This window comes from Microcoleus sp. S13C4, assembly GCF_036700865.1.
GTDB lineage: Bacteria > Cyanobacteriota > Cyanobacteriia > Cyanobacteriales > Microcoleaceae > Microcoleus.
Window position 1 is genome coordinate 13,956 of sequence record NZ_JAUBPS010000057.1, and the last position, 25,347, is coordinate 39,302.

At 45.7% G+C, this 25,347-nt stretch carries 25 protein-coding genes; 17 read left to right on the forward strand and 8 right to left on the reverse strand.

The window, feature by feature from the left end; genetic code table 11:
* The first annotated feature begins 29 nt into the window (after positions 1-29).
* From gor to QT996_RS21250, 7 genes are all read left to right on the forward strand, one after another.
* A complete protein-coding gene (gene gor / locus QT996_RS21220) occupies positions 30-1,373 on the forward strand; it encodes a glutathione-disulfide reductase (RefSeq protein ID WP_333048727.1) in 1,344 nt (447 codons plus the stop codon).
* A gap of 161 nt (positions 1,374-1,534) precedes the next feature.
* Positions 1,535-2,071 (forward strand): opioid growth factor receptor-related protein, encoded by a 537-nt coding sequence (locus QT996_RS21225; protein ID WP_333048728.1) that lies wholly within the window; start codon positions 1,535-1,537, stop codon positions 2,069-2,071.
* Between the two features lie 284 nt (positions 2,072-2,355).
* A complete protein-coding gene (locus QT996_RS21230) occupies positions 2,356-2,946 on the forward strand; it encodes a sigma-70 family RNA polymerase sigma factor (RefSeq protein WP_333048729.1) in 591 nt (196 codons plus the stop codon).
* Positions 2,943-3,389 carry a hypothetical protein gene (locus tag QT996_RS21235; protein WP_333048730.1) on the forward strand — a complete coding sequence of 149 codons (447 nt, stop codon included), beginning with the start codon at positions 2,943-2,945 and terminating at the stop codon, positions 3,387-3,389. Before QT996_RS21230 ends, QT996_RS21235 begins: the two co-directional genes overlap by 4 nt.
* Positions 3,390-3,408: 19 nt before the next feature.
* Positions 3,409-3,894, forward strand: coding sequence for a Spy/CpxP family protein refolding chaperone (locus QT996_RS21240; RefSeq protein ID WP_333048731.1), 486 nt, complete (start codon positions 3,409-3,411; stop codon positions 3,892-3,894).
* A 354-nt stretch (positions 3,895-4,248) separates the two neighbouring features.
* Entirely contained in the window at positions 4,249-4,941 is a 693-nt protein-coding gene (locus tag QT996_RS21245; protein ID WP_333048732.1) for a YqiA/YcfP family alpha/beta fold hydrolase, read from the forward strand.
* Between the two features lie 32 nt (positions 4,942-4,973).
* Complete coding sequence (locus QT996_RS21250) at positions 4,974-5,681, forward strand: ROK family protein (protein WP_333048733.1); 708 nt, start codon at positions 4,974-4,976, stop codon at positions 5,679-5,681.
* A 154-nt stretch (positions 5,682-5,835) separates the two neighbouring features.
* On the opposite strand, the gene QT996_RS21255 is transcribed toward QT996_RS21250, so the two are convergent.
* Positions 5,836-6,120 carry a WGxxGxxG family protein gene (locus tag QT996_RS21255; RefSeq protein WP_333048734.1) on the reverse strand — a complete coding sequence of 95 codons (285 nt, stop codon included), beginning with the start codon at positions 6,118-6,120 and terminating at the stop codon, positions 5,836-5,838.
* Positions 6,121-6,303: 183 nt separating this feature from the next.
* Here QT996_RS21255 and QT996_RS21260 point away from each other — a divergent pair, with 183 nt between their 5' ends.
* Together QT996_RS21260 and QT996_RS21265 are read left to right on the forward strand one after the other, a co-directional pair.
* Positions 6,304-7,512 (forward strand): histidinol-phosphate transaminase, encoded by a 1,209-nt coding sequence (locus tag QT996_RS21260; RefSeq protein ID WP_333048735.1) that lies wholly within the window; start codon positions 6,304-6,306, stop codon positions 7,510-7,512.
* A gap of 53 nt (positions 7,513-7,565) precedes the next feature.
* A complete protein-coding gene (locus tag QT996_RS21265) occupies positions 7,566-7,961 on the forward strand; it encodes a VOC family protein (RefSeq protein ID WP_333048736.1) in 396 nt (131 codons plus the stop codon).
* 34 nt (positions 7,962-7,995) lie between these two features.
* On the opposite strand, the gene QT996_RS21270 is transcribed toward QT996_RS21265, so the two are convergent.
* A complete protein-coding gene (locus QT996_RS21270; RefSeq protein WP_333048737.1) occupies positions 7,996-8,574 on the reverse strand; it encodes a hypothetical protein in 579 nt (192 codons plus the stop codon).
* 58 nt (positions 8,575-8,632) lie between these two features.
* Here QT996_RS21270 and QT996_RS21275 point away from each other — a divergent pair, with 58 nt between their 5' ends.
* Positions 8,633-9,058 (forward strand): DUF2358 domain-containing protein, encoded by a 426-nt coding sequence (locus QT996_RS21275; protein WP_333048751.1) that lies wholly within the window; start codon positions 8,633-8,635, stop codon positions 9,056-9,058.
* Between the two features lie 165 nt (positions 9,059-9,223).
* Positions 9,224-9,637, forward strand: a complete 414-nt coding sequence (locus QT996_RS21280) for a fasciclin domain-containing protein (RefSeq protein ID WP_333048738.1) — start codon at positions 9,224-9,226, stop codon at positions 9,635-9,637.
* 189 nt (positions 9,638-9,826) lie between these two features.
* On the opposite strand, the gene QT996_RS21285 is transcribed toward QT996_RS21280, so the two are convergent.
* On the reverse strand, positions 9,827-11,293 hold the full coding sequence (locus tag QT996_RS21285) for a glycoside hydrolase family 13 protein (RefSeq protein WP_333048739.1): 1,467 nt from the start codon (positions 11,291-11,293) through the stop codon (positions 9,827-9,829).
* A 762-nt stretch (positions 11,294-12,055) separates the two neighbouring features.
* On the opposite strand from QT996_RS21285, the gene QT996_RS21290 reads away from it, so the two are divergent.
* The 3 genes from QT996_RS21290 (at position 12,056) to QT996_RS21300 (ending at position 15,677) form a co-directional block, all read left to right on the forward strand.
* The gene (locus QT996_RS21290; protein WP_333048740.1) at positions 12,056-13,345 is read left to right on the forward strand and encodes a glucose-1-phosphate adenylyltransferase; all 1,290 of its coding nucleotides are present in this window, start codon (positions 12,056-12,058) and stop codon (positions 13,343-13,345) included.
* Positions 13,346-14,066: 721 nt separating this feature from the next.
* Positions 14,067-14,231 (forward strand): hypothetical protein, encoded by a 165-nt coding sequence (locus QT996_RS21295; RefSeq protein WP_333048741.1) that lies wholly within the window; start codon positions 14,067-14,069, stop codon positions 14,229-14,231.
* A gap of 441 nt (positions 14,232-14,672) precedes the next feature.
* Complete coding sequence (locus QT996_RS21300; protein WP_333048742.1) at positions 14,673-15,677, forward strand: J domain-containing protein; 1,005 nt, start codon at positions 14,673-14,675, stop codon at positions 15,675-15,677.
* A 161-nt stretch (positions 15,678-15,838) separates the two neighbouring features.
* Here the strand turns inward: QT996_RS21300 and QT996_RS21305 are convergent, their stop codons facing one another.
* From QT996_RS21305 to QT996_RS21325, 5 genes are all read right to left on the reverse strand, one after another.
* Entirely contained in the window at positions 15,839-16,114 is a 276-nt protein-coding gene (locus tag QT996_RS21305) for a DUF1816 domain-containing protein (RefSeq protein ID WP_333048743.1), read from the reverse strand.
* A gap of 369 nt (positions 16,115-16,483) precedes the next feature.
* Positions 16,484-16,774 (reverse strand): DUF1816 domain-containing protein, encoded by a 291-nt coding sequence (locus QT996_RS21310; protein WP_333048744.1) that lies wholly within the window; start codon positions 16,772-16,774, stop codon positions 16,484-16,486.
* Between the two features lie 570 nt (positions 16,775-17,344).
* On the reverse strand, positions 17,345-18,100 hold the full coding sequence (locus QT996_RS21315; protein WP_333048745.1) for a DUF2993 domain-containing protein: 756 nt from the start codon (positions 18,098-18,100) through the stop codon (positions 17,345-17,347).
* A gap of 128 nt (positions 18,101-18,228) precedes the next feature.
* Positions 18,229-18,822: a pentapeptide repeat-containing protein gene (locus tag QT996_RS21320; protein WP_333048746.1), complete on the reverse strand. Its 594-nt coding sequence runs from the start codon at positions 18,820-18,822 to the stop codon at positions 18,229-18,231.
* A 115-nt stretch (positions 18,823-18,937) separates the two neighbouring features.
* Positions 18,938-20,350, reverse strand: coding sequence for an HD domain-containing phosphohydrolase (locus tag QT996_RS21325; protein WP_333048747.1), 1,413 nt, complete (start codon positions 20,348-20,350; stop codon positions 18,938-18,940).
* Between the two features lie 280 nt (positions 20,351-20,630).
* Here QT996_RS21325 and QT996_RS21330 point away from each other — a divergent pair, with 280 nt between their 5' ends.
* From QT996_RS21330 to QT996_RS21340, 3 genes are all read left to right on the forward strand, one after another.
* Positions 20,631-21,368: a DUF2993 domain-containing protein gene (locus tag QT996_RS21330; RefSeq protein WP_333048748.1), complete on the forward strand. Its 738-nt coding sequence runs from the start codon at positions 20,631-20,633 to the stop codon at positions 21,366-21,368.
* A gap of 226 nt (positions 21,369-21,594) precedes the next feature.
* On the forward strand, positions 21,595-22,167 hold the full coding sequence (locus tag QT996_RS21335; RefSeq protein WP_333048749.1) for a DUF6658 family protein: 573 nt from the start codon (positions 21,595-21,597) through the stop codon (positions 22,165-22,167).
* Between the two features lie 924 nt (positions 22,168-23,091).
* Complete coding sequence (locus QT996_RS21340; protein ID WP_333048750.1) at positions 23,092-25,239, forward strand: SpoIIE family protein phosphatase; 2,148 nt, start codon at positions 23,092-23,094, stop codon at positions 25,237-25,239.
* Positions 25,240-25,347 lie beyond the last annotated feature (108 nt).

The window sequence follows — 25,347 nt, forward strand, 5'->3', positions numbered from 1 at the left end:
AAGTGGGCGATAAGAAGGTACAGACAATTATGACATACGACTACGACTTGTTTGTGATAGGTGCGGGTTCCGGCGGATTGGCGAGTTCCAAGCGAGCAGCATCCTACGGGGCAAAAGTGGCGATCGCCGAAAATGACTTAGTAGGCGGAACCTGCGTAATTCGCGGCTGTGTCCCCAAAAAACTCATGGTGTACGCCTCAACATTTTCGCACCTTTACGAAGATGCGGTGGGCTACGGTTGGAGTCCAGTAGAAAGCAGTTTCGACTGGGAAAAACTCGTCACCACGGTAGACACAGAAGTGCGCCGACTGAGCAAATTGCACATCAGCTTTCTTGAAAAAGCCGGAGTCGAATTAATCTCAGGATACGCCAAATTTATTGATCCCCACACCGTCGAAGTTGGTGACAAAAAATTTACCGCAGCCAAAATCTTAATTGCAGTCGGGGGAGAAGCCGAAAGAGTGCCAATTATGGGCATCGAACACGCGATTACCTCCCGCGAAATCTTCCTACTAAAAGAGCAGCCAAAACGGTTGGCAATTTGGGGTGGCGGCTACATCGGCGTCGAATTTGCTTGCATTATGAACGGATTGGGAAGCAAAGTAACTCAAATCATCCGCCGTGACTTAATTTTGAACGACTTCGATGCAGAGATTCGCACCAACGTGCAAGAAGGAATGATTAAGCACGGAATCGAAATTTTGACAGAAAGCTCGATCAACCACATTGAGAAAACTCCAGAAGGCTTAAAATTAACTCTGTCGGGAACATCCGAAGGAACGCTAGTAGTAGACGCGCTGTTGTGCGCTACCGGGCGCAAACCCAACTTGGAAAAATTGGCTTTAGAAAATGCGGGAGTAGAAACAGATAAAGGTGCGATCGCAGTTACCAAAGACAGCCGTACCAGTCAACCGCACATTTTTGCAGTCGGAGATTGCACCAACCGCATCAATTTAACGCCAATTGCGATCGCCGAAGGACGGGCTTTTGCAGATACTGAATTTGGCAACAATCCGAGAGCAATCAGTTACGAAAATGTCCCGTCAGCGGTATTTTCTCAGCCGGAAGCAGGTACAGTGGGCTTAAACGAAGTGCAGGCTAGAGCAAAGTTCCCCGACTCAATTAAGTGCTACACAGCCAAGTTTAGGCCGATGTTTCACGCTTTGACAGGTGCAGACGAGAAAACTTTTGTCAAGTTAATCGTTGAGACTAATACTGACAGAGTTTTGGGCGTCCACATGGTGGGGAAAGACGCGGGCGAGATTATTCAAGGAATGGCGATCGCTGTTAATATGGGAGCTACGAAGAAAGACTTTGACGCGACTATTGGCATTCACCCATCGACTGCTGAAGAGTTTGTTACTTTGCGGTAAAGCCCGCGAAGCCGCCAGGGGTTTAAACCCCTGGCGAAGCAGCCTAAATTCGCTTAAAATTCAGATATTGCACCATTTTCCAGAACAGACAGGATGCCTGTTCCACAGAAAAATTAAATTTTATTGTGGGGTGGGCATCCTGCCCGCCCGTGAAGAAACTAATGAGTGATTCAACCAAACAAAACAAAATTTTAGCATTCTACCTCGGTCAGCAGCCTGATTCACAAGGTCGGGCGATCGAGGATATTTGGTCGTGGGACTACCAGAAGCTGGAATCCGTGCACAATTACATTCAATGGCTGTTTCCCCTGAGAGAAAAGAGTCGCTTTAATTCCAGTGCTCCGACTTTAAATGATGAGGTGATTCAAGCTTTTAGAACCAGTGAAGAGTTGAGAAATCGCTTAGTAAAATCTCTAAAAGTCATGCTGGCATTTTACGGGATGGAATGCCACGAAGGGGAAAACGCAGAAATTGTAATTGCAAAATCCGATGAATATTTGTCAAGAAAAAGAGAGTGGATTGAACACTTTAATCACAACTACCTGCGGCTGACTAGAATTCTCACAAGTTTGACAGAGTTGGGATTAAAGAATTACGCTTTAGCTCTTTTCAAATGTTTAGATGATATCTATAACGAAAACAAAGAAAGTATTGGTTTAAAAACTTATACTTATTGGAAAAATGCTGTAAATAGTTAGAACCGATATGGGGGATTGGTCGCTATAGTCAACGCTACGGTTTACAAGAAAACTTATTTTTTGTGGAACAGGCGGGAGTGCCTGTTACGGACGGGCTAGAACCCCACCCCACAAGAAAATTTAATTTTTGTGGCACAGGCCGGAGTACCTGTTGCTGACATTGGTGCAGTTTTCTGCCCCAAGCGGATTCAGGATCAAAATAATATTTTAAATAATTTGAACCTTTTTTCAAGCTGTCCTGTCTAAACACTTCAGATAACGAACTGGTGGGGGAGACTTCACAGGTGTTAGCTGTGTCAGCCAATGTTTTAATCGATGACTGTTCCGACTCGGACTTAGTTGCTCAATGTTTAAAGGGCGATCGCACTTGCTTTCGCTACCTTTACCAACGCTACCAACACAAAGTCAGGTCAACCCTTTATCAACTCTGCGGCCCGTCGCTTCTTGACGATTTAGCACAAGAAGTATTCCTGCGAGTCTGGAAAGGATTGCCCAAACTCAAGCACCAGGAAAACTTTTCTACTTGGCTTTATCGAATCACTTGGAATGTGGCTTCCGACCAAAGACAAGCATTTGCTAAACAGCATTCTTTTGACTCCCAACTCAAAAATCAAGAAACAATGGATCGGGTTATTCTCAAAGATAACACATCGGACTTGATGCAGTTGCACTATCAAGATTTAGTGCAGCGGGGACTGGAGCAATTGAGCTTTGAACACCGCAGCGTTTTGGTGCTGCACGACCTAGAAGACATCCCACAAAAAGAAGTAGCCCAAATTTTGGGACTGCCTGCGGGAACCGTCAAATCTCGCGTGTTTTATGCCCGAAATGCTGTGCGGCAATTTTTGCAAAAAGAAGGTGTCAGCGAGCTATGAATAAGCCAAGCAGCGACCAAGAGTTAGTTAATTTCTTGAAGCAACATCGCCCCAATATTCCTGAAGCGGTACCCGATTTAGAGCAAAAAATTCTAGCAGCAATAGAAAGTAATCAGGGGAGTCTTTTGCATGAAACCCACCGCAAAAAAACGCGATTAAGTACGTCACCTAAGTCGGATGACAGATTAAAAATCTCCTCTGTTTCTAAGTGGGCTTTGTCGTCGGCCATTGCTGCTAGCCTGCTAGTTTTTTGGTCTGGCTACCGTCCGTTTGAGACTGCACGATTGCCCAATGACGAAACAGCTCAGTTAGAAGCATTTGTAGTCACGAACTGGGAGGGTGTACTCCGTGATTCTCCCCAAGAAAGTATGACCAATCGCCCGCAAACAGACTGGTTTAATTTCCCTGTTTCCGGTGACAACGAACCGTCAACAAATAACTAATCTCCTAGAGGTAATTTTCATGTCAATTCGTCGCATTTCTGCCCTAGCCATTTTAATGCTGACTCTCGGCAGCACAGCCGCAGCAACAGCAGTTCCCAATCCCCTAGAACCACAAACAATTGCCCAAAATCAGCGACCAAATCGACCTGCTGGCAAGGAAGGCGGGATGTTCGAGAAACTGAATTTAAGTGCCGACCAAAAGCAGAAAATGCAGGTTGTTCGCGATCAGTACAAAGACCAAGTTTCCCAGCGGATGCAAGCAGTCCGTCAAGCCAGACAAGAATTGGAAACGATGATGTCTGGCACGGCAAATGCCAGCGAAATACGCGAAAAACACCGTCAAATAATCGGATTGAGACAGCAGTTGGAAGAGGTGCAATTTGAAAGTACACTCGCAATGCGAGAAGTGCTCACGGCCGAACAGCGCAGCCAATTAGCTCAACTGATGCAGCAGCGCCGACAAACTGCTAAAAACCGGATGCAAAACGGTCAAAAACCGCAGTAATTGACGAGTAGTTTTGAGTAAATCGGAGGGTGCTCAGTACCCACCCTCCGATTGATGGTAAGCAGCTATAAATCCACTAAACACAGGCAGCGATAAACCCGGATTTTTTGTAATATATGCGATTGCTTAATTTCTTCGGCAAACCAGTCTAAAAGCGTAGCCATTTCAAGTAGAGGCGAGTGCTTTATTTTTTGTTATAAACCCTCTAACAGCACATAATTTAAATCCCTGCGAATCCTTAATCTCTGCCACATATCAGTATATAATTTCTGTGATTTAGTGTCTTAAGTTTTTTAGTTAATAACTCATATTAAGTTAAAATAATTAGTTAAACAGTCTCATAAAAATTACTGGATGAATCTACAGAACGATTCGAGTTACATTTATTTACACGGATTTGCTTCAAGTCCCGATTCCCTTAAGGGAAAATATTTCCGAGCTCGCTTTTTGTCCCTAGGAATTGACCTAAAAACTCCCGATCTCAATCAAAACGATTTTTCGGGGCTTACTCTCACCCGCCAATTAAACCAAATAGAAACAGAATTTTTGCAAACCCAATCCTCCCAATCTCCCACAGAAAATGTAAAAAATCTAGGAGGAGTCACCATAATAGGGTCGAGTTTTGGGGGGCTGACAGCGGCTTGGTTGGCCGATCGACAATTGTCAGTAAAACAAATAGTTTTGTTAGCACCGGCTTTTGACTTTCTCTCCCACTGGCTGCCAATGTTGGGACAGGAACACTTAGAAAAGTGGCAGTCTGAGAAATATTTACCCGTTTACCACTACGGCGAACAGCGAGAGATGCCCTTGAATTATCAGTTTGTGGCAGATATGGCTCAATACCCTGAAGAAAAATTAATGCGGTCAGTCCCTACGTTAATTCTTCACGGCAAGCATGATACAATAATACCGATTCAAGCTAGCAGAAATTTTGCCGCTAACCGTCCCTGGGTGCAATTAATCGAATTAGAAGACGATCATTCTTTGGGAAATGTCCTAGCGGAAATTTGGGAAGCGATTCAAAAGTTTTGCCAATTCAAAAATTAAAATTTGACCCACTTGCAAGTCTCAACAATCCAATGACTGAACAAGATCGATCGACTCGCACCTTAGCCGTTGACATTGGCGGAAGTGGCATCAAAGTTATGGTGTTGGACAATGAAGGCGAACCCCAAACGGAACGCAGCCGTTTAGAAACGCCTCAACCACCGAAACCGGAACCCGTACTAGAGGCGATCGCCTCTTTAGCAAGCGGACAAGGGGAATTTGACCGAGTATCTGTCGGTTTCCCCGGCGTCGTGCGTCTAGGCATCATCAAAACCGCAGTGAATTTAGATCCGTCTTGGATAGATTTTGACCTAGAAACTACCCTCAAAGATCGCTTGGGAAAACCCGTGCGAGTAGCTAACGATGCCGATATTCAAGGATTGGGAGCCATTGCTGGGACGGGCGTAGAATTAGTAATTACCCTGGGTACAGGTTTCGGTTCTGCGTTATTTGTCGATGGTATCTTGGTGCCCAATTTAGAATTAGGACATCACCCGTTTCGCAAAGGAGAAACTTACGAACAGCAATTAGGGCGATCGGCATTAGATGCAGTGGGTTCCAAAAGATGGAATCGCCGTCTGGAAAAAGCACTCGCCTTTTTGCAAAATCTCTTTAACTGCGATCGCCTTTACATCGGCGGTGGCAATACTAAAAAGATTGTTTTTGAGTTACCACCACAGGTTAAAATAGTACCCAATGTCAGCGGTTTGTTGGGTGGGATTGCTTTGTGGCGCGATTGAATAAACTTTGTGGCAAAAGCGCTCCTCAATATCCAATAAACCGGGTTTTTTGTCAGGACTAAAGGCAATAATCCAGTAGTTTCGTAAAAAACCCGGTTTCTGAATCGAGGACAGTTGATTTGTTTTTTGGCTGGTGCACTCGCCGTTTAAAAAACTATTCACCCATCGGATCGCGGTAGCGTTTGGGTTCATCCTTGCGAAACAGATTCGCCAAACCGAGGATGCCCAACAAACCCAAAGCACCCCAATGATTGTGGTCATTTTTGCTTTCTTGAAAGGGAGTTCTGTCTAGAACAACTCCATTAGAACCAGTATTGTTCTGGGCCGGAGCTGACTCCGTTTGAGCTGAGGCAGGCATAGCTGAAGGGAGAACAGCCAAACTCAAAGCTATGAGGGTAGCGGCGGCATTTTTAGATATATCGGAAGGCTTGACTTTCATACTGGGTTTCCAAATGTCAGCAGTTACTTTATTAAAATAATCAATTTGCCACAGCCGACGCATCAATCGATCGACAGAAACTAAATTCGCCCTCTCCTCTTGCTTTCGAGATAGAACAAGCTCTATGCTAAGTTCAGATGCTTGTAAGCAAATTATCTAAAATAAAAAGTCGTAAATTATACCATGCTTCCCTTTATCCGAAAAGATTTAGCCGAACTTACCGCCTACACTCCCCATCCCGGCGGCACATCAGGAGAACCAGCGCACTCGGAAAGTGCGATCGATCGCCTCGACACCAACGAATGCCCCTACGACTTGCCAGAGGAATTAAAAAAAAAGCTAGCTTGGACTTACCAGCAGTTAATTGAGACAAATCGCTATCCCGACGGAGGCCACGCAGCGCTCAAAGAGGATCTCGCCGAATACGTCAATGAATCCCTAAATGTCCCCCCCCTTAATAAGGGGGGGCTAGGGGGGGTTACACTGCCAAAAACCGCCATTACAGCCGACAATATCTCTGTTGGTAACGGTTCCGACGAACTAATTCGATCGCTCTTAATAGCTACTTGTTTAGGTGGGCAAGGTTCTATTTTGGTTGCGAATCCTACCTTTTCGATGTATGGAATAATCGCCCAAACCCTCGGCATTCCCGTTGTGAGTGTTCAACGGAAAGAAGAAAATTTTGAAATCGATATCCAGGCGGCTAAAAGGGCGATCCTCTCCGAGGGCTGCGCTAACGCCCAAAATCAAAATCCCCCCGTGCGCGCCGTCTTTGTCGTTCATCCCAATTCCCCCACAGCCAATGCTTTGACAAGCGATGAAATAGAATGGTTGTCAACTTTACCCGAAGAGATATTAGTAGTAATTGACGAAGCCTATTTTGAATTCAGCCAAAATACTTTAGCCGACCAATTGCACAACCACCCGAATTGGATAATTTTGCGGACATTTTCCAAAGCATTTCGGTTAGCCTCAATGAGAGTCGGATATGCGATCGCCCATCCCGAACTCGCCGCCGCCTTAGAAAAAATCCGCCTCCCCTACAACCTCCCCAGTTTCTCGCAAACCGCAGCCGAGTTTGCCCTAGCGCAGCGGCAGTTATTGCTAGCAACCATTCCCGAAACTCTATCAGAAAGAGCCAAATTAATTGCAGCGCTAACTCAGCATCAAAAATTGCAAGTTTGGCCGAGTGGGGCTAACTTCGTTTACCTGCGCGTAAAAGCCGGTGAGGGCGAATCTGCCGAACAGGAACACCAACAAATCATGCAGCAGCTAAAAGATCGGGGTACTTTAATTCGGCATACTGGAGGAGGTTTGCGAATTACGGTGGGCAGTCCCGAGGAAAATCAGCGAACAGTCGATCGCATAGGGGAAATTTTTGACAACTCATAATATTAGGTATCCCGTTTCTGCTTAACACAAAAATAACTTTGGAGAAGATATATATGCTTCAAGGAAAGGTTTTACGGGTTGCTCGTCCAACGGATTGCCTCGATCAAGTTGTTCATTTTTATACAGAGGGTTTAGGGCTGCAAATCATCGATCGTTTTGAAAACCATGAAGGTTTTGACGGAGTAATGGTTGGGATGCCAGGAGAAAGCCACCACTTTGAATTCATCCATCAACGGGGACATATTGTAGGTGGCGCTCCAACTCAAGACAATCTTCTCGTCTTTTACCTTCCTAACCAACAAGAATGGCAGCAGGCTGTTGAGCGAATGAAAGCAACTGGATTTGAGCCTGTAAACTCCTACAATCCCTACTGGGACAGAGATGGAGTGACCTTTGAAGACCCAGATGGCTATCGAGTCGTTTTGCAGAATGCCGAGTGGAGCTTGTAGCAGTGCGATCGCAGCCTAAAGTATCTATACCAATTTATAACTCATCATTTTCTTGTCGCGCCGATCGAATAGTCTGGGGAAATACGCCTACTAAAAGTGCCAAAGCTTCATCTGGAATTTGTGCCACCGTTTCCGAATCCAAATATTGTTCAAACTGAGTTAAAACCATTTGTGCGCGTTCCAAAGCTGTCGGCTTTGCCGTTAACTGTTCCATTAAGCGCACCCACTGCCGCCGAATTCCAAAAGCTTTTTGTATTTCTTCGGGAGATTGAGGGCAAACCAAACAAAAATCGCCCACGGGAATCGCCTGCTGAGAGTCAACATCAAAAACGCCCCCAACGGCAGCCCCAGGCCCAGCAAACTCCGCGTGGAAACGTTTAATCAAAATTAGGCCGTTCCGGCGACGGCTATCTACCATCAACAGCTTACCGCTGTTGATTTCTGCGAGAATGTCAGAGGAGTGGGGGTGTTCTGTCAAATCTGTGCCAAGGTTTCGATGTCGCAAGTCCGGGTCAGCAGAAAGGCAGGCCCGGACAATATAATTAGAGGTAAGATTAGAGCTGGATGAAGTATCAATTTTTTGCTCCTCCCGCTGCCGATCGAGATTATTCATTTAAAGTTATAAATTAATACTGTCACAAGGTGGTAGCGTGAGCGCGCTCGAATATCAAATGCAGGTAGAACAAGCAGTAGACACCCTGAAAGCGGAACTCCCGACGCTTTTTGAAAAAGACATCTCCTACGACATCTACACAAAAGATGTTTATTTTCAAGACCCTGTTAACAAATTTAAAGGAAAAATCAACTATCGCATTATCTTTTGGACTCTGCGATTTCACGGGCAGCTATTCTTTAAGGAGATTTACTTCGACCTGCACGGCGTAAGTCAGACCGCCCCTGATACTATTGTTGCAAATTGGACTGTTCGCGGGACACTGCGGGTTCCCTGGAAAGCTCGGATTTTTTTTAACGGCTACTCTACTTATAAACTGGATAAAGACGGCTTAATTTACGAACATATCGACACCTGGGACAGAGAGCCCGGAGAGATTTTAAAGCAGTTTTTCCGCAAGGGGGAGGATGCCAGCCAAGGATAAGCTAAAAAGGTCGATCGGGCCGAGCCATCAGGACCGGCAACCGAATTAACTTATAATGCCTCAAATAATCATCATCCCTCCGATTCATTTTCTGCTATTTGTAAATTGCTAAAATGATTGTCGCCTCTGATTCATTTTCTGCTATTTGCACTCCTGAAAAACATCATGGCTGATATTGTCGAGACTGCCACCAATGCCGGCTCTTTCAAAACACTCGTGACTGTTATTGAAGCGGCTGGTTTGTTAGATTTATTGCAAAGTCCTGGCCCCTACACTGTCTTAGCACCAACTGACGAGGCATTTGCCAAAATTCCTACAAACACTATTGCCTCTTGGCTGGAAGACATACCCAAGCTCAAGAAAATTCTCACCTATCACATTCTGTTTGGCGAGGTACTAACCGAAAACTTACTTGAGTTAAGTTCTGCTGAAACAGTGGAAGGTTCTGTGGTGGGAATTGATACTTCAGACGGCATTAAAGTGAATGACGCTAAAGTTCTCACTTCAGATATTCTTGCCGACAATGGCGTCATTCATATCATTGATTCGGTGCTAGTACCAGCAATGGTTGCAGCATAATCAAACTTGTGTTTTCGCCGATAAATCTCGGGTGCGCCGCAGCGCACCTTACGCCTATAATAAATGTAGGATGCGCGGGGAATATCACCGAAAAATGTCGGGGGGCCCACCTTACTGAAATAAATGTAGGTGCGCCCCTTACTGCGATAAATGTAGGTGTGCACGGAGCACATTAGCCTACATTTTAAACTAATTATCCGAACCTAAAATCAATCCCGATCGCGCCGGCAGCATCAATTCTAAACGCCGAGTTTCCCCGTCAGCTTTCCAAACAAACTCGCCTTTTCCATACAGCAATTTATCGTGAGGAGATTTCAAATTAGCTGCCTCAAAGCTAATATTAGCTTCTTCGGTCGCGACATTGACAGCAACAACTATTTCCTCATCCCCCAAAATTCTGGCAAAAACGTAAACTGTTCTTTCAGCACACAGAATTTGGTACGAACCAGTGCGGAGGGCAGCGTATTTGTGCCGCAAAGCTATCAACTGCTTGTGATAATCTAAAACATCACGTTCCCAGCGAGATTCTGAGGGAAAACCGCGACGAGAATCGGGATCGAGAGCACCGGGTAAACCAACTTCATCGCCGTAATAAATGCTGGGAGCTCCAGGAAAAGTTAACAACAGCAAAGTTGCAAGTTCGACGCTAGCTTTATCGCCCCCAGCAATTGACAGCAACCTAGCTGTATCATGACTTGCCAACAAATTAAGTTGAGTTAGCTGTATCTCCCACGGGTACAGTTCTAAAACCTGCTGAATTTTGTCGCCGTACTCTTTAGCAAAAAGTGCCGGATAGGGATAGTAAGAACGACCTTCAAGTTGAGCTAAATCAACCCTGTCGCCTGCTGCAAAAGCAATAGTCGGCGCAGCAAACAGATAATTCATTACCCCGTCAAATTGAGTACCGTCGAGCCATTCTCTCGCATCCTCCCAGACTTCGCCGACAATGTAAGCTTCGGGATTAATTGCTTTCACTCGATCTCGAAATTCCTGCCAAAATCCTGGTGTTTTAATTTCAAAAGGAACATCTAGCCGCCAACCATCAATGCCGAATTTAATCCAGTATTCAGCGATTTCCATGATGTATTCTCGGACTTCGGGATTGTCATGATTGAATTCAGGAAGTGCTCGATTCCCGTCCCAACCGGCATAATTAGCAGGAAAATTGCCGTCATAGGCAGATAGCGGCCAACCTTCAATTTTAAACCAATCCACCCAAGGAGAATGGGGGCCGTTTTCGAGGATGTCGTGAAAGAAGAAAAAGCCGCGGCTGGCGTGGTTGAATACGCCGTCGAGGACAACTTTGATATTGCGATCGTGGGCGGCGTCTAGAAGCTCTTTAAACGCTGGATTGCCGCCCAACATCGGATCGACTTGATAGTAGTCGTGGGTATGGTAGCGGTGATTGCTGGCCGACTGAAATATGGGGGTGAAGTAAATTGCGTTAATGCCTAAGTCGTGCAAGTAGTCTAGCTGTTCCATCACGCCCCACAAGTCCCCGCCTTTGTAGCCTTGCAGAGTAGGGATTTCGTGCCATTCTTCCCACATGAAGTTTTGCAGGAGGCGTTTGCGAGGCTGTTTGCTTTTGGCGAAGCGATCGGGGAATATTTGGTAGAATACCGCGTTTTTAACCCAGTCCGGCGTTTGAATTTGCATACACTTTTTCTAGCTTTTACGGCTTAGGCTACAGTAGCAGAGGTTTCTAGGGGATCTAACTTTTGGTAGAGAATAGACATTTAATCCCATTTTATCGATCGACAAATTGTAAAATATTACACAAATTTGCAGTCAATTTAAGATTGAAAACTGACTCTACCTAGAAAATTATCGTCCCGGCGGCCGGCGCTTCCTGACTGCTGTGGAGTTGGACAAACTCACATAACAGGAAAGCCAGCAAAAACAACCGGATCAAACTCAAACAGAACCAGAGCGCGCTTGGGACGCAAACAGAGGCTCAGCGAGCGTGGCGGTGCGATCGACCACCCTGGAAAAAGAACAACAGCGCGCGCCATCCTGGAGCGAGAAAGTGCCAAAACGCGCAATTTACCTAAAAAACTTGTTATTAACAGCCAAAATCCCCAACCTTATTCTTTCCTTAAACTGCCCTTATTTATTGAGGGGTATTTTAAGTCACAACTCAAAACTTTGTTAAATATCCATTATTGATTGAGGGGTATTTTAACTCACAACTCCCCACTCATAACTCTAGTCCCGGACGCACTCCAACTCTCATAAACCGGGTTTTTTAACTCTTATTGAGGGTGTGAAGAAGTATTTGGATTAAACAACCCGGTTTCTGCGTAAGTGACTCGCTCATAAGTGAAAACTCAAAACTTCCTTGCTCTCCCCCCTTGTCAAGAAGCCCTCACCATCCGACACTGTACTTGGAGAGTTAATCGACCCTAGGGAGAAAGTTCCTTGAAAAAAGTCTTAGCCATCATCCTCGGTGGCGGTGTAGGCACCCGCCTTTACCCCCTAACCAAACTGCGAGCCAAACCCGCAGTTCCCCTCGCAGGCAAATATCGCCTCATCGATATTCCTGTCAGCAACTGCATCAACTCCGAAATAGTCAAAATCTACGTCCTCACGCAATTTAACTCGGCATCCCTCAACCGTCACATCTCTCGTACCTACCAGTTTTCCGGCTTCACCGAGGGATTTGTGGAGGTACTCGCCGCCCAGCAAACTCAGGAAAACCCCAACTGGTTTCAAGGGACAGCCGACGCAGTTCGCCAATATCTCTCGCTGCTAGAACAGTGGGACGTTGACGAATACTTGATTCTTTCGGGCGACCACCTCTACCGCATGGACTACCAGAAGTTTGTGCACAGACACCGCGAAACCAACGCCGATATCACCCTCTCGGTTTTGCCAATGGACGAGAAGCGTGCCTCGGATTTTGGTTTGATGAAAATCGACGACACCGGCCGCATTGTTTCTTTCAGTGAAAAGCCAAAAGGCGATGCGCTCAAACAAATGCAGGTGGATACTACTAAACTGGGACTGACACCGCAGCAGGCTCAGGAAAGTCCTTACATTGCTTCGATGGGGATTTACGTCTTCAAAAGAGAAGTTCTGATTAAACTCCTGAAAGAATCTCCAAACCAAACTGATTTTGGTAAAGAGATTATTCCGGCTTCTGCAAAAGACCACAATGTTCAAGCTTATTTGTTTGACGATTACTGGGAAGATATCGGAACCATTGAGGCTTTTTACGATGCTAACATGGCTCTAACAAAACAGCCTCAGCCGCCTTTCAGTTTCTACGATGAAAATGCGCCGATTTACACTCGCCCGCGTTTCTTGCCGCCGACTAAGCTTTTAGATACTCACGTCACTGAATCGATTATTGCGGAAGGCTGCATTCTCAAACAGTGCCGGATCGACCATTCTGTGCTGGGAGTTCGATCGCGCATTGAAGCTGGATGTACGATTCAAGACACTCTAGTTATGGGTGCGGACTTCTACGAACCCGACGCCGAAAGGCATTCGAGTTTGGGCACCGGCGGCGTCGCCCTCGGTATCGGTGCAGATACTACAATTCGCCGCGCGATTGTGGATAAAAATGCCCGCATCGGCCGCAATGTTCAAATAATTAATAAAGACCGAGTGGAAGAAGCCAACCGCGAAAACCAAGGTTTTTACATCCGCAGCGGCATTATCGTAGTCCTGAAAAATGCCACGATTCCTGATGGAACTATCATTTAGTTATTAGTCATTAGTCATTAGTCGTCAGTCATTAGTTTTTTAAGTTAAAATCTGTTACCTGTCAGCAAGTGACTGAGGATAAATAATTAAATTAGTGACAGATCACCAATGACCGATGACTGATGACTGATGACGAAATTAATTATTTTTTTTGTTGATTATTAATTCCCACCGCTGATGCGAGGTTATCCAAATACTTGGCTTTATTCAAAGGCTAGCGCATTATTAATAAGGGACAGTCTCTGTTAGTGTCTGCCGTGAGACAGATATGTCCGATCGCCTACGTCTGGCGAATAGCTTCTGATTCTTGTATTTGCGCTGGTAGCACGACTGACAAATGCGCTGCCCATTTCGGAGTACAACAGAACTCTCGGAACTATCTTTCCAATCGTCGCAGCAGCCGCAAGGCCAACTTAGCAAATAATTCATAATGTGAGCACCCTCGTGGCGTTAAAACCTGATCGCTCTATTATCCTATCTTAATGTTTTATACAAGTGTGTGATTTAGCTAACAGACAGCGGAGAGATTATGTTATATTACTTTGATTTAAATCTCTTCAGAGGTTGTAAAAATAAGATTCTATAGCACTGGTCTGAGGTGAAGAAAAAATATCTCGAAATTTTGTGGGATGACAGCGCACTTTAGGGTATAATATAGTCACAATTCAGACACCTGATTCGACCGGAGTTGCTGCTGAGAACCTGCTAAGATTTGTATTGGGTGAAAAGCTCATATCGAGACATTTGTAGGCGTAAGCCGGGGCGTAGCTATCGCACCGCGCACCGCAAAAAAAGAGCGATCGTCCGCGACATTCAACCCGACGGGTACTCGCGCCACCAACAGCAGCAGCTTTCCCGGGATCGCTTCAACCGGGATGTACCCTAAAGCTCTCGCCGCCTCCCGAAAGCCCGAAGGCGCACAACTCCTACAAATTTAGGGTGGCAAGAGTTTCACCGTCTAAAAGCTCCAAGGTGTAGCAACGGCCCAGGGTAAGGGCGTTGTTCATTGATTGATGAAACCATTGTTTTTGTTGTCGAATGCCAAAAGCATTTCTAGACCCGGCTGCTCCGGCTGCCTTCAGCACCAGAGAGCCGAATGCTATAAAATCTCAAACAGCAGCGGGGTGCGGAAATTGCGATCGAACGTCAAGCAACAACCGAACTCGATCGAGTCCAAACCTTTGATAACCTATAATTTGAATGAGATGCCGCAGGCACTTCGGCTCCTGGCATTATACTAATGCGCCATCCTGCGGCTAATTTGGGATTTATTCTTTCTAACAACTAACAACTAACAAATAACAACTAATAAAGAGGGGATTGCTTAATGGCTGCAACAGATTTTAAAGACTATTACGCTATTTTGGGACTCAACAAAACTGCCACTTCTGACGAAATTAAAAAAACTTTCCGCAAACTAGCCCGCAAATATCACCCCGACATGAACCCCGGCAACAAAGAAGCCGAAGCTCGTTTTAAAGAAGTAAACGAAGCTTACGAAGTGCTCTCAGACCCTGAAAAACGCAAAAAATACGACCAATACGGTCAATACTGGAAGCAAGCTGCCACCACTCCAGGCGGATGGCCGGGCGGGAGCAGTACGAATGTAGACTTTGGCGGGGTTGACTTCAGCGAGTACGGCAGTTTTGACGAATTTATCAATGCCTTGCTAGGCCGCGCAGGTAGCAGTGCGGGTAGTGGCCGCAACGCCAAGTGGAATTACAGCAACTACCGCACCGGCGGGCCCACTGGTTTTGGCGGATTTGAAGATTTTGCGGGGTACGAAAACCGCAGCGCAGGAAGCTCTCTCGACACCGAGGTGCTGGTTTCCCTGACTTTGGGGGAAGCATTTCACGGCACTTCCAAGCGAGTCGCCACGGGCGAAGTTTCGATTCCAGCAGGAGTAAAAACTGGCAGCAAAATTCGGGTAAAAGGCAAAGGTCAAGTTGACCCATACACCAAGCAGCAGGGAGATTTGTACCTAAAACTAGAAGTTTTGCCTCACGCTTTCTTCCAGTTTGAGGGAGAGAACTTGGTCTGCGAAGTGCCGATAACTCCCGACGAAGCGGTGTTGGGAGCTTCAATTGAAGTGCCGGCGCCTGAAGGTATGATCACTGTGAAATTTCCAGCCGGGATTCGTTCGGGTCAGTCTTTGCGGTTGCGGGGCAAAGGATGGCCGAAACCCAAGAAAGACGAGCGGACTGATTTGTTGGTAAAAATTGCGATCGTGCCGCCGAAAGAACTCACCACTGTCGAACGAGAGTCCTACGAGAAAATCAAAGCAAATCGTACTTTTAATCCTCGCAGTAATCTCAACCAAATGCTCCTTTGAAAAAACTTGCATTTATCGCGCGCAAATAATACCAATTCTTAAAAATTTTAAAGGGACACAGCATTGTTGTGTCCCTACTCTATGCAAGCGCGATCTCATTTGAAAAAACCCTGTTAACAAGTCAACTCTTCTTCGCCCGTAATTTGCACTTTCCAACCTTCTCAAGACTCTTCGCTAGCTCTTAGCTGAGTAGGTTGGCTACCTTGTTTGAGGTTGATGGTAATTTTTTTAGCTCCTTTGTTCTCCAGGTCTCGGATGTAGCCCATCGATCTGTCAGAAGCTTCCTCTCTGCTGTCATAGGGCCCAAAGTAATAGGTACGCTTTGGCGAATCTGTATCAACTTCTACCCACCATTCATCGCGTCTAGTGCTGCTAGCAGGTTGAGCTAGCAGCCAAAAAGCCGTGAAAAACATACCCAACATAGAGATTTCAAACATATGTACCTCTGGGAAGATTTAAGTAGTTTTTACTGATCTAAATTTATCAATGCAACGGGAGCGATCGGCTCGTCCTCAGTGCTGATTTAGCCCCGATTATTTTTGGCCGTTAATGCTGGCTAAAATCTGCATTTTGGTGGAGAAGATGCCGAATTTTAAGCCACCACTACAAATATAAAGTCCGCAGAGTAAGGACTCGGACAAAATCATGCTTAATATTATTGTTGAGGCTTGAGGTAATTGAAAACTCAAACAAAACTTACCAACTATTGACCCTGAGAAACCGGGTTATTTAACAGATACCCCTCGTGATAGACGGAGTATTTTAGTCAAAAAACCCGGTTTATGGCGTCTGGACTATCAAAATTCTTAAGCCGCGATACCCTCTGAGAATTCACTATCACAAATCGTGAGTTCCGAAGGCTGACACCGTTTGATGCGGATGCTAACTCTTTTGGCTCCCTCGCTTTCGAGGTCTTCGACGTAGCCCGGAATATTGCTGGAGGCTTCTTTGTCGGTGTCGAAGGGGCCAAAATAGTAGGTACAGTGAGGCAAATCTGTGACAATTTCTACCCACCATTTCTCGGGCCTGCGGGTGCTGGGTCCCGCAAACACGGACAATACTGCGACGTAGATACAAAATAAATAAAATCCGAGCATTTTTCCTCTTTTGGGGTTATTTATTTTCTCACAGGACTTACGCCCTAGCGGCTCTCCTCAACCGGGTTGTTCAACTCCTGGCGATCGCCCTTTACCAGAGAATTTAGTCCTTTAAACCCGGTTTATAGGTTGAGGACAATCTAACTTTATCAAGGTAATTTATGCGATCGCATCAACCTGAGTGCTGATTTTGAGGCGAGAATAGAATCCCAGTTAATCAACTCTTTTGCATTTAAATTTAAACTTGAAGGTGCGCTAGGAGTGGCCACCCCACAAGAGTTTAAGTACGCAGTAGTTGATTAATTAAATGCGCGACAACTTAGTTCTGTAAATACGCCGGAAATAGCATTTCTTGGCTAGATGAGGTATGAAATCAAACTTAAGAAGCTTGGCAACACCAGTTTCGGTGTACCCAATTTTTGTCCTAAAGGCTATAGCGCGACCTTACCCTAGCAGCGCCACAGCGTAACAACTGTCGCTAAAATAGCAAAACCCGCGTGGGCGGGTTTTGTTGTTAAGCTATAAAATTCCTCAAACAAATTTCATTTGGCCACCTCAGCAGGCTGAAGTTTAGCGCTTGCCTTTGGGGAACTGTTCGATACCAGCCCAACCGTAGAAAACCAGCTCGTCGTTCTGAACTCGGCAGCGGTCTACTCGCAGTTGAGTGCCCTCTAAGGCAAATTTGTCTAAGTCGAGCAAGTTATTTACGTGGGCAATTATAGCTTGACCCAAGTCTACTGCTTGCCCGTCACCGCCGTAAGTAACGCTGACAAATTGGATTTTGCGTCGGTCTTCTACTTGCAACTGAGCTGTAATATCTATGTTGACGGGTTCGCTGGCATCGCCTATGGTAATTTCGGACTGAAGCCGAATTGATTTGTCGGCTCCGAAGCTGACTTCAGTGTTTTGAAAGTGCAGAGATTGCTCTTGATAATTCAGCTTCTGGAGTTTTTCAACTACAAAAGGTGTATTGAATGAGGTGGTTAAATCCGATCGACTTAAAACTACTCGCATATTTGCCTGGGTAGGCTGCCGCAATTTGACTTGACCTGCAAAAATCGCCCCAAAATCAATGGAGAGTGCTTGCAGGTAGAGTTCCATCACTTCTATGCGGAGGCCGTTGTACATCAACATACCTTTGCCAACAAAGTCGAAACCGTCGATGCTTCCCTGCAAGAGTTTGGCCACAGGTTCGACTCGGATGTTAGCCTCGGCCTTTTCAGAACGCTTGAATAAGGCTGCGATCGCAGCTCCTGCTACTTTACTAACAAGGCGATCGCCACTTTGACCTTGAAAGGATGTACCGCTAAACAAAGCTGCTACCATTTATTCGTTTGCTCGTCTACAGTCGCCATTATAACCCTATATTAAGAAATGTAAAAATCGCTTGTGCTTATTCACTCTATAAGCAGATCTTGTGTTTCTGTCTGTCTTCAAAACAACATTGTTGAAATTTAAAGGCTCAGGGGGGTGCCTTGGAGACAGGCGCGATCGAGCAACGCTCCATCCCAAAGGGTTTGTTCGATCATGGCGCAAAGCAAATTAGCCCCCGTCAGGTTAGCGCCGCGCAGTACGGCTCCATTCAGGATAGCTTCTTCCAAGTCAGCTCCCGACAAATCAGCGCCCGACAAATTGGCATTACTCAAATCGGCGGAGTGCAAAATTGCCCGAGCCAAAGCAGCGCCCCGCAAATCGGCGCCCCGCAAATCGACACCGCTCAAATCCAAATTGCCGATGGATGCCCCCGTCAAAAAAGCACCCCCAAAACTTGCGTCGCGGACTAAAGCGTTAGCGAAGGAAGCTCCCCGCAAATCGGCATTGCGAAAATCTGCGCCTCGCAAGTCAGCGCCGCTCAAGTCAGCGCCTCGGAGGTTGGCTCGCAATACGGCCCGCTGCAAGTTAGCGCCGGCGAGATTAGCTCCACTCAAGTTGGCTTGAGACAAGTTAGCGCCGGCGAGCTCGGCTCCCGCTAAGTCTTTGCCGGCTAAATCAGTGCCGGCCAACATCAAAATTTTGCCTTTTCGTATGGCTTCGAGGTCATTAGTCATTAGTCAGTTGTCAGTTGTTGGTTGTCAGTTGTTGGTCAACAGTCAACAGTCAACAGTCAACAGTCAACAGTCAACAGTCAACAGTCAACAGTCAACAGTCAACAGTCCAGTTATTTTATAATGCGGGAGCGGTCGCGGTCGTTCGATCGCCCAAATCCTCCAACCATACATTCGGCAGTTGGCTCGGGCGAGTTGGTAACTCCATCAAACCCATTTCTGCCAGCCTGACGACGTTGCCCAGAGTTTCCACCAAAGCCGGATCGAAGCGAATGCCGGACTGTTCCCGGCACTCTTCCAAAGCTTCGCTCAAACTCATAGCCGGACGATCGCCACGCGGTTGAGTCAATTCTTGAAAATCAGCCACCAACCCCAAAATCCGCGAAGCAATGGGTATCGCTTCGGCTCGCAAACCTTCTGGCCTGCCGCTGCCGTCCCAATATTCGAGTTGGTGCTTGACAATTTCCGCCACAGGTGCTAGTTCCGGCATTGCTTGCAGCAGTTGGGAACCGATGAAGCTGCGATCGCGCCAAAATGAGAAAGTTGCTTGGTCGAAAGCATCGGGAGTGCGATCGAACACCTCATTCGGGGCAGAAACTAAGCCGACTCGAAATAGCAATCCAGCCAGCCGCAGCCTCCGCAACTGCAAAGCCGGCAAATCCAGCAATTGACCCAAAGTTTCCGACAAAGCCGCCACCTGCAAAGACGCTGTAGGATTTGAGGTATCGCGTTCGTCCACGCGCTGGGCCATCCGCAGAAAAGCTTGAAGTTTGTTAGCGTTCAAGTTGCGGCTGATACGCAAAGCTTGACCTTCCAATTCCCACAACTCGCGGGTTTGGCGGTTAATTGCCACCATTTGCTGCTGAGAACTTTGCAGGTAAGTGACGATCCGGGATACCACGCCGCTAATGTCGGCCAAGGGCGGGCCTTTAGTTGCCAGGATTTCGTGGTGCATTTCCACCAAACTGTCGGCTAGGGGGGAGTTGTAATGTCGTGTTTGTTCTATAAAAATTTCAGCAGCCGCCGACACCAAAGACTGGTCAAACGACCACAAACCGTAGAACTTTCGCTCTGTATCTACTTCTGGCTTGCCCTCGGGCAAGTATTCCTGGTCTGAAAGTTCACGGCAAAGCACCATTGCTTTGTATGTCGGGGCCAGGATGATTAAATTCCATTCTTGGATTATGGGGTCGTTTTCATCGAGATTTATTAAAGATACATTTTCTAATTGCCCGGTTTTGTGGGTAGCGAAACCGCTGTCGGCTACTGCACCTATGACAACGCGCCGAGAGGCATTAGCAATATCTAGGTAGCGATCGGCTTCCTGTAAATACCATTTACCCTGCTGAAACGTTACCAAAACTAAGGGTTGGAGTTCGCTTTTGTCCCCGCCACTGGTTTGCAAAATGTGGTCTTCTAGGGCGTGACATAGGGCTACTAGGGTGTTTTTGAAGTATACCCCGTAGCTAGAAGGCAGTTTTCCGTCGGGAAGTGTAGCTTGTAGTCTGGCGAGAGTTGATTCTGGATTCATTGCAAATGGCGGTGCCGGCTCTTAACTTATTGTAGCGGGCGATCGAACTTCGCGAAAAAACTTTTTTTGGCAAAAATCCGAGTTTTTGATTTTTCACCGCTTCGCCACCGAGTCAATGTAGAGTGCGCCGAAGAGCAGCTTACTAATTTTAGTAATTTTGTGGAAACCCTCTGTCTTTGGCTGAGTTTTTTTCAGACGAGAAACCTGCCGAGAGGAAGACGCTAACTCAATTAAGTATTAACTACTATTTTTAAAACAATAATTATTAGGAATTCTGAGCGTGCTTCAACAAAATAGAAGTTTAGGGGAACAGGCGATCGACAAAGTGGCCGAGATTGCTATTTCGAGCAAATTAGACGAATCCGAAACTTTGTCTGTGACAGTTAACACCGATCCGATCCAGCTAGCCCAGGGGTCAGTAGAGGCCGTTGCGGTTGAGGGCACAGGGTTGGTAATGCAACAAGATTTGCGCGTGGAAGATTTGCAAATTCACATAAAGGATATTGCTGTCAATCCCCTGACCGCTATGTTTGGCAAAATTGAACTGAACGGCCCTGCCTTCGGTGCGGCACGCGCAGTTTTAACAGAAAGCGATATCAACCGCGCTTTTAATTCTGAATACATCAGCAGGAAACTGAAAAACTTAAAAGTTACTGTTGACGGACAACTGCGGACCATAGACGTTAAAACTATTGAGTGCCAATTGCTAGCCGGAAAAATAGCTTTAAATGCTGAGGTATTGGTGCGGGAAACGGACTCCACGGAAAAGATTTATTTTACATCAAAACCTCAGATCGCAGAGGGCGGTTGGGCAATTTCTCTTCAGGATGTCGAGTATCCCGAAAACAAGGAATTTTCGCCGGAGTTAACAGCAGCTTTGGCCGACAAAGCTGGTGAAGTTTTAAACTTGCGAAATTTTGAAATCGAGGGAATGTCGCTGCGAATTCAGCAGCTAGATGTGGAAACTGGTTTGCTGACTTTGCAAGCTGAAGCGAAAGTCGAACAATTCCCAAATTAGAAGCTTGTAGGGTGTGTCAGAACAAAAAAGTCTTCAAATCGAGCAATTATTGCAACTGACGCACCCTAGCACTAGGGTTTGAAAGTACGTCCGCACTTTTTAAATCCCTCTAAAGTTATAAAAAAAATCGATAGCAATCCGGAGCAAAATATGACCGCCGTTAGAGGCAGGCATGGGAGTTAATTTTTACTCTTGAAAAGTAGTAGTAAAAAATTGGAAAAATTTTGTGAACACTGTAACTGCCTTTTTTAAAAGACTGCGTATCGGTCAATTTTTGACTGTATTTATGGCAGGTTTGCTGCTGTTTACCAGCACCGCTTGCAATGCCGGCGATGTTCGAGGTGCTCGGCCTGAGAATCCTCCCGTTCAAATGGGAGGAATGAATAACCCCCACAAGGCCGGTGGTGATGGATACACGAATTATCAAATGTCTACTGACCCTAAAGTCAATCAGTCGCCTGCTAAAGCAGAAAAGAATCGGGCTGATTTGTCGATATTGGGCGATCGCCTCCTAGCCTCGACTACCGCTGAATCTAATTCCTCAAAGCTGCTTTATCCGGGGTCTGCACCCCTGGAAACTGACAAGTTCGACCTCGAACTCGGCGGAGATAAAACTCTGTTAGAAGCGCCAGACGGACAGCCGGCTCAGGCTCAACCCGTATTCGATCGCAGCAATCCCGATGCCAAAATTTTAGAGAGAGTAGGCGCCGCCTTTAAGGATGCTTCTGGTTTCCTCAAAGATAGCGCTGAAGATGCCAAGGAAAGCTCGGTTACGAAACTCAATCCGCTGCAAAAATAAGTCAGTGGGACTAAAGATGATGTAGGGGCTGTCTGAAATTAGCCCCTACATAAATAATATTATTTATTAAAACTAGATAAACGCTTTTAAACCTGCTATCTGCTCAACAGGATTGACGCTCTTTCTGCATTATTGATTAAATCCCGATTAACAGGTTTTAAACTTTACTTGAGGCAATTTATGGTGCGAATGCATAAGAGTAGTGAGGGTTATTTTTAATCAGGTTGGACAAATCTAAAACAGAAGGATTAAAATCAACTATTTTGCTGTCAATAAAACTGACTGGATTCTTATTAATTGCGTGAACGACTTCTGCTGCCAACAGTGCTAAACTCGACATCTGTTGTGAGTAAATTATCTCAAAACTCCCAGGCAAGTTTCGTTATTAAACTTAAATTTTTCGGTCGTTCTGCATAGCCAGGAAAAATCCTCGACACTTTTAGGCTTAAAGAAGCCTCGTAATCATGTATAAAATACCCGATCGCCCCCACATAATTGGATATCTTTTTATAAAAAAATAACATAGTTTGAGATATCCTTTGCATCAGGGTGTTATTAAATCTTTCCCTATCAAAATTTTTGCCCGTATCTCTCCCGACTGATTGGTGTCGCTTGCGATGGAAAACTTTTTCATATATGACCCCAATATCTGTATAATACAGGACATAAGCCCTGTAAACTGCTGAGAGCGAATCCCACAGCTCTGCTGGTTGCAAGAAAATAGGGATGTCTACAGCTCCATATAAAGCCAGTGCAGGCTTTGTGTGGGATTAAAACGCCGTTTGTATCCCCCTAAGCCAGTGATGATAGTGCATTGCGGGTTGTGAAGCGACAGGTAGAAACTCCTAATAACACATCACAACAACTGGAAGCGATGCTAAAAGCGTGAATTATTTTTAGTGAACCACTATACTCATTAAATCTTTGAAAAATACTTCTCGTAAATTTCCTCTCCGTACTGCCCTCGTTGTTCCTTTCGTTGTGCAAATTGTTGCAGCAGTTAGCTTAGTTAGTTATCTCTCATTTAGAAGTGGAGAACAAGCCGTAACCGATCTTGCTAACCAGTTGATGGCTGAGGTGAGCAACCGCACCGATCAGCACCTAACTGACTATCTTTCCCTACCTCATCGAATTAATCAGATCAATATTGATGCCATTGAGACAGAATTACTCAATCTAGAAAACTTTGACCGGGCTGGACGTTATTTTTGGAAGCAGGTGCAAGCCTTTAATAATGTTGGCTTTATCTCATATGGGTTAGCAGATGGACGCTATATTGGGGCTGGCAAATACCTTCCAGCGGAAGGAGTCATCATTGAGGAAGTCTCTGCAAGAACAAACGGAGATTTAGCTACCTATGCCGTGAACAAGCAGGGCGATCGGGGTAAAGTGCTACGACGGATTAATGTTAAGAAGGTGACACCCGACCAGGGGGTACCCGCATGGTATATTCAGGCGGCTAAAGCAGGTAAACCAACCTGGACTTCGGTATATTCTGTTGACCCACTCAACTTCATGGCTGTAGAGGCAGTGCGTCCCATTTATGCAAAAAACGGCAAAATACTTGGCGTGATTGGGGTTGATTTACAACTATCAAATATTACCAACTTTTTACGCGACTTAAATATTAGCTCATCAGGACGTGTCTTTGTCATTGAACGAGATGGGCAGTTAATAGCCAATTCTAGTTCTCAACCCTCTTTTGGCAAAGTAAATGGTAAGACCCAACGCTTTAGTGCCTTAAGCATTAATGATCCGTTAATTCAAAGGACAGCTCAAACTCTAAAAAATCGGTTTAGTAGTTTTCAGGCAATTAGAGACAGGCAAAGTTTGAGCTTTCAAATTCAAGGAAAATCTTACTTTGTCCTTGTTCATCCTTGGCAAGACCTATTTGGGTTGAACTGGCTAATCGTGACTGTAGTTCCAGAATCCGACTTCATGGGTCAAATCAATGCTCATACTCGTACCACAATAGGGTTGTGTGTGGTAGCGTTGATGATGGCGCTCCTAATCGGTATTCTCACCGCTGGTTGGATTACCCGCCCTATAGAGCTGATTACCGAAGCCTCAGAAGACATGGCAGATGGCAACTTGAAGCAATACGTTAAACACAGTCGCCTAGTTGAACTTGATAAGTTGGGAAACTCCTTCAACCGTATGGCAGGTCAACTCAAGGAATTGTTTGAAACGTTAGAATATAAAGTCAAAGAACGCACGGCAGAACTAGCAAGTGCTAACGACGAAATCATTAGCCTCAATGAGAGACTCAAGGAAGACAATCTTCGCATGGCTGCTGAATTGGATATCGTGCGTCAAATGCAGCAAATGATTCTGCCCAATGCTGAGGAACTGAAAATTGAAGGACTCGATATTGCCGCATACATGGAGGCGGCCGATGAAGTCGGCGGCGACTACTATGATGTTTTAAACACCGATGGCGTTGTCACTCTTGGCATCGGCGATGTCACGGGACATGGACTCGAAAGCGGTATCTTGATGCTGATGGCGCAAACGGCAGTCCGTACCCTCAAGGAAATCCGCGAAACTGATCCGGTTCGGTTTTTAGATGCGCTCAACCGCACCCTGTATAAAAACGTGCAGCGCATGAATTCCGACAAAAGTCTCACCCTAGCGATTTTAAATTACTCCGAAGGATGGGTCAGCATCAGCGGGCAGCATGAAGAAACAATCATTGTGCGAAACGGTGGACTGGTAGAACGTATCGACACAATGGATTTAGGCTTCCCTATCGCCCTCGACGATGATATTGCTGAGTTCATCAGTCACATTTCAATTGAGCTACAGCTAGGAGATGGTTTAGTGCTATATACCGATGGTATTCCCGAAGCAAAAGACATTAAGAAAAAACAATATGGCGTTGAGCAGATGTGTGAAGTCATTAGCCAAAACTGGGATTTGTCGGCTGGGGAAATTAAGCAAGCGGTGATTGACGATGTACGGCGACATATCGGCACTCAAAAAGTGTTTGATGATATTACGCTGTTGGTTGTGAAGCGAACCCAATTAGGTGTAGAAAAAAACTCACCGCCTCAAGCAGCCGCATTGGTTTAGAGCGATCGCCAATACCTCGAAAAAATAAACTTAAGCTGTTGCACATTTAAACTGTGATACACGCATTGCCCTTATTTTTGATTTTACGACCCCACTTAATTATTAATT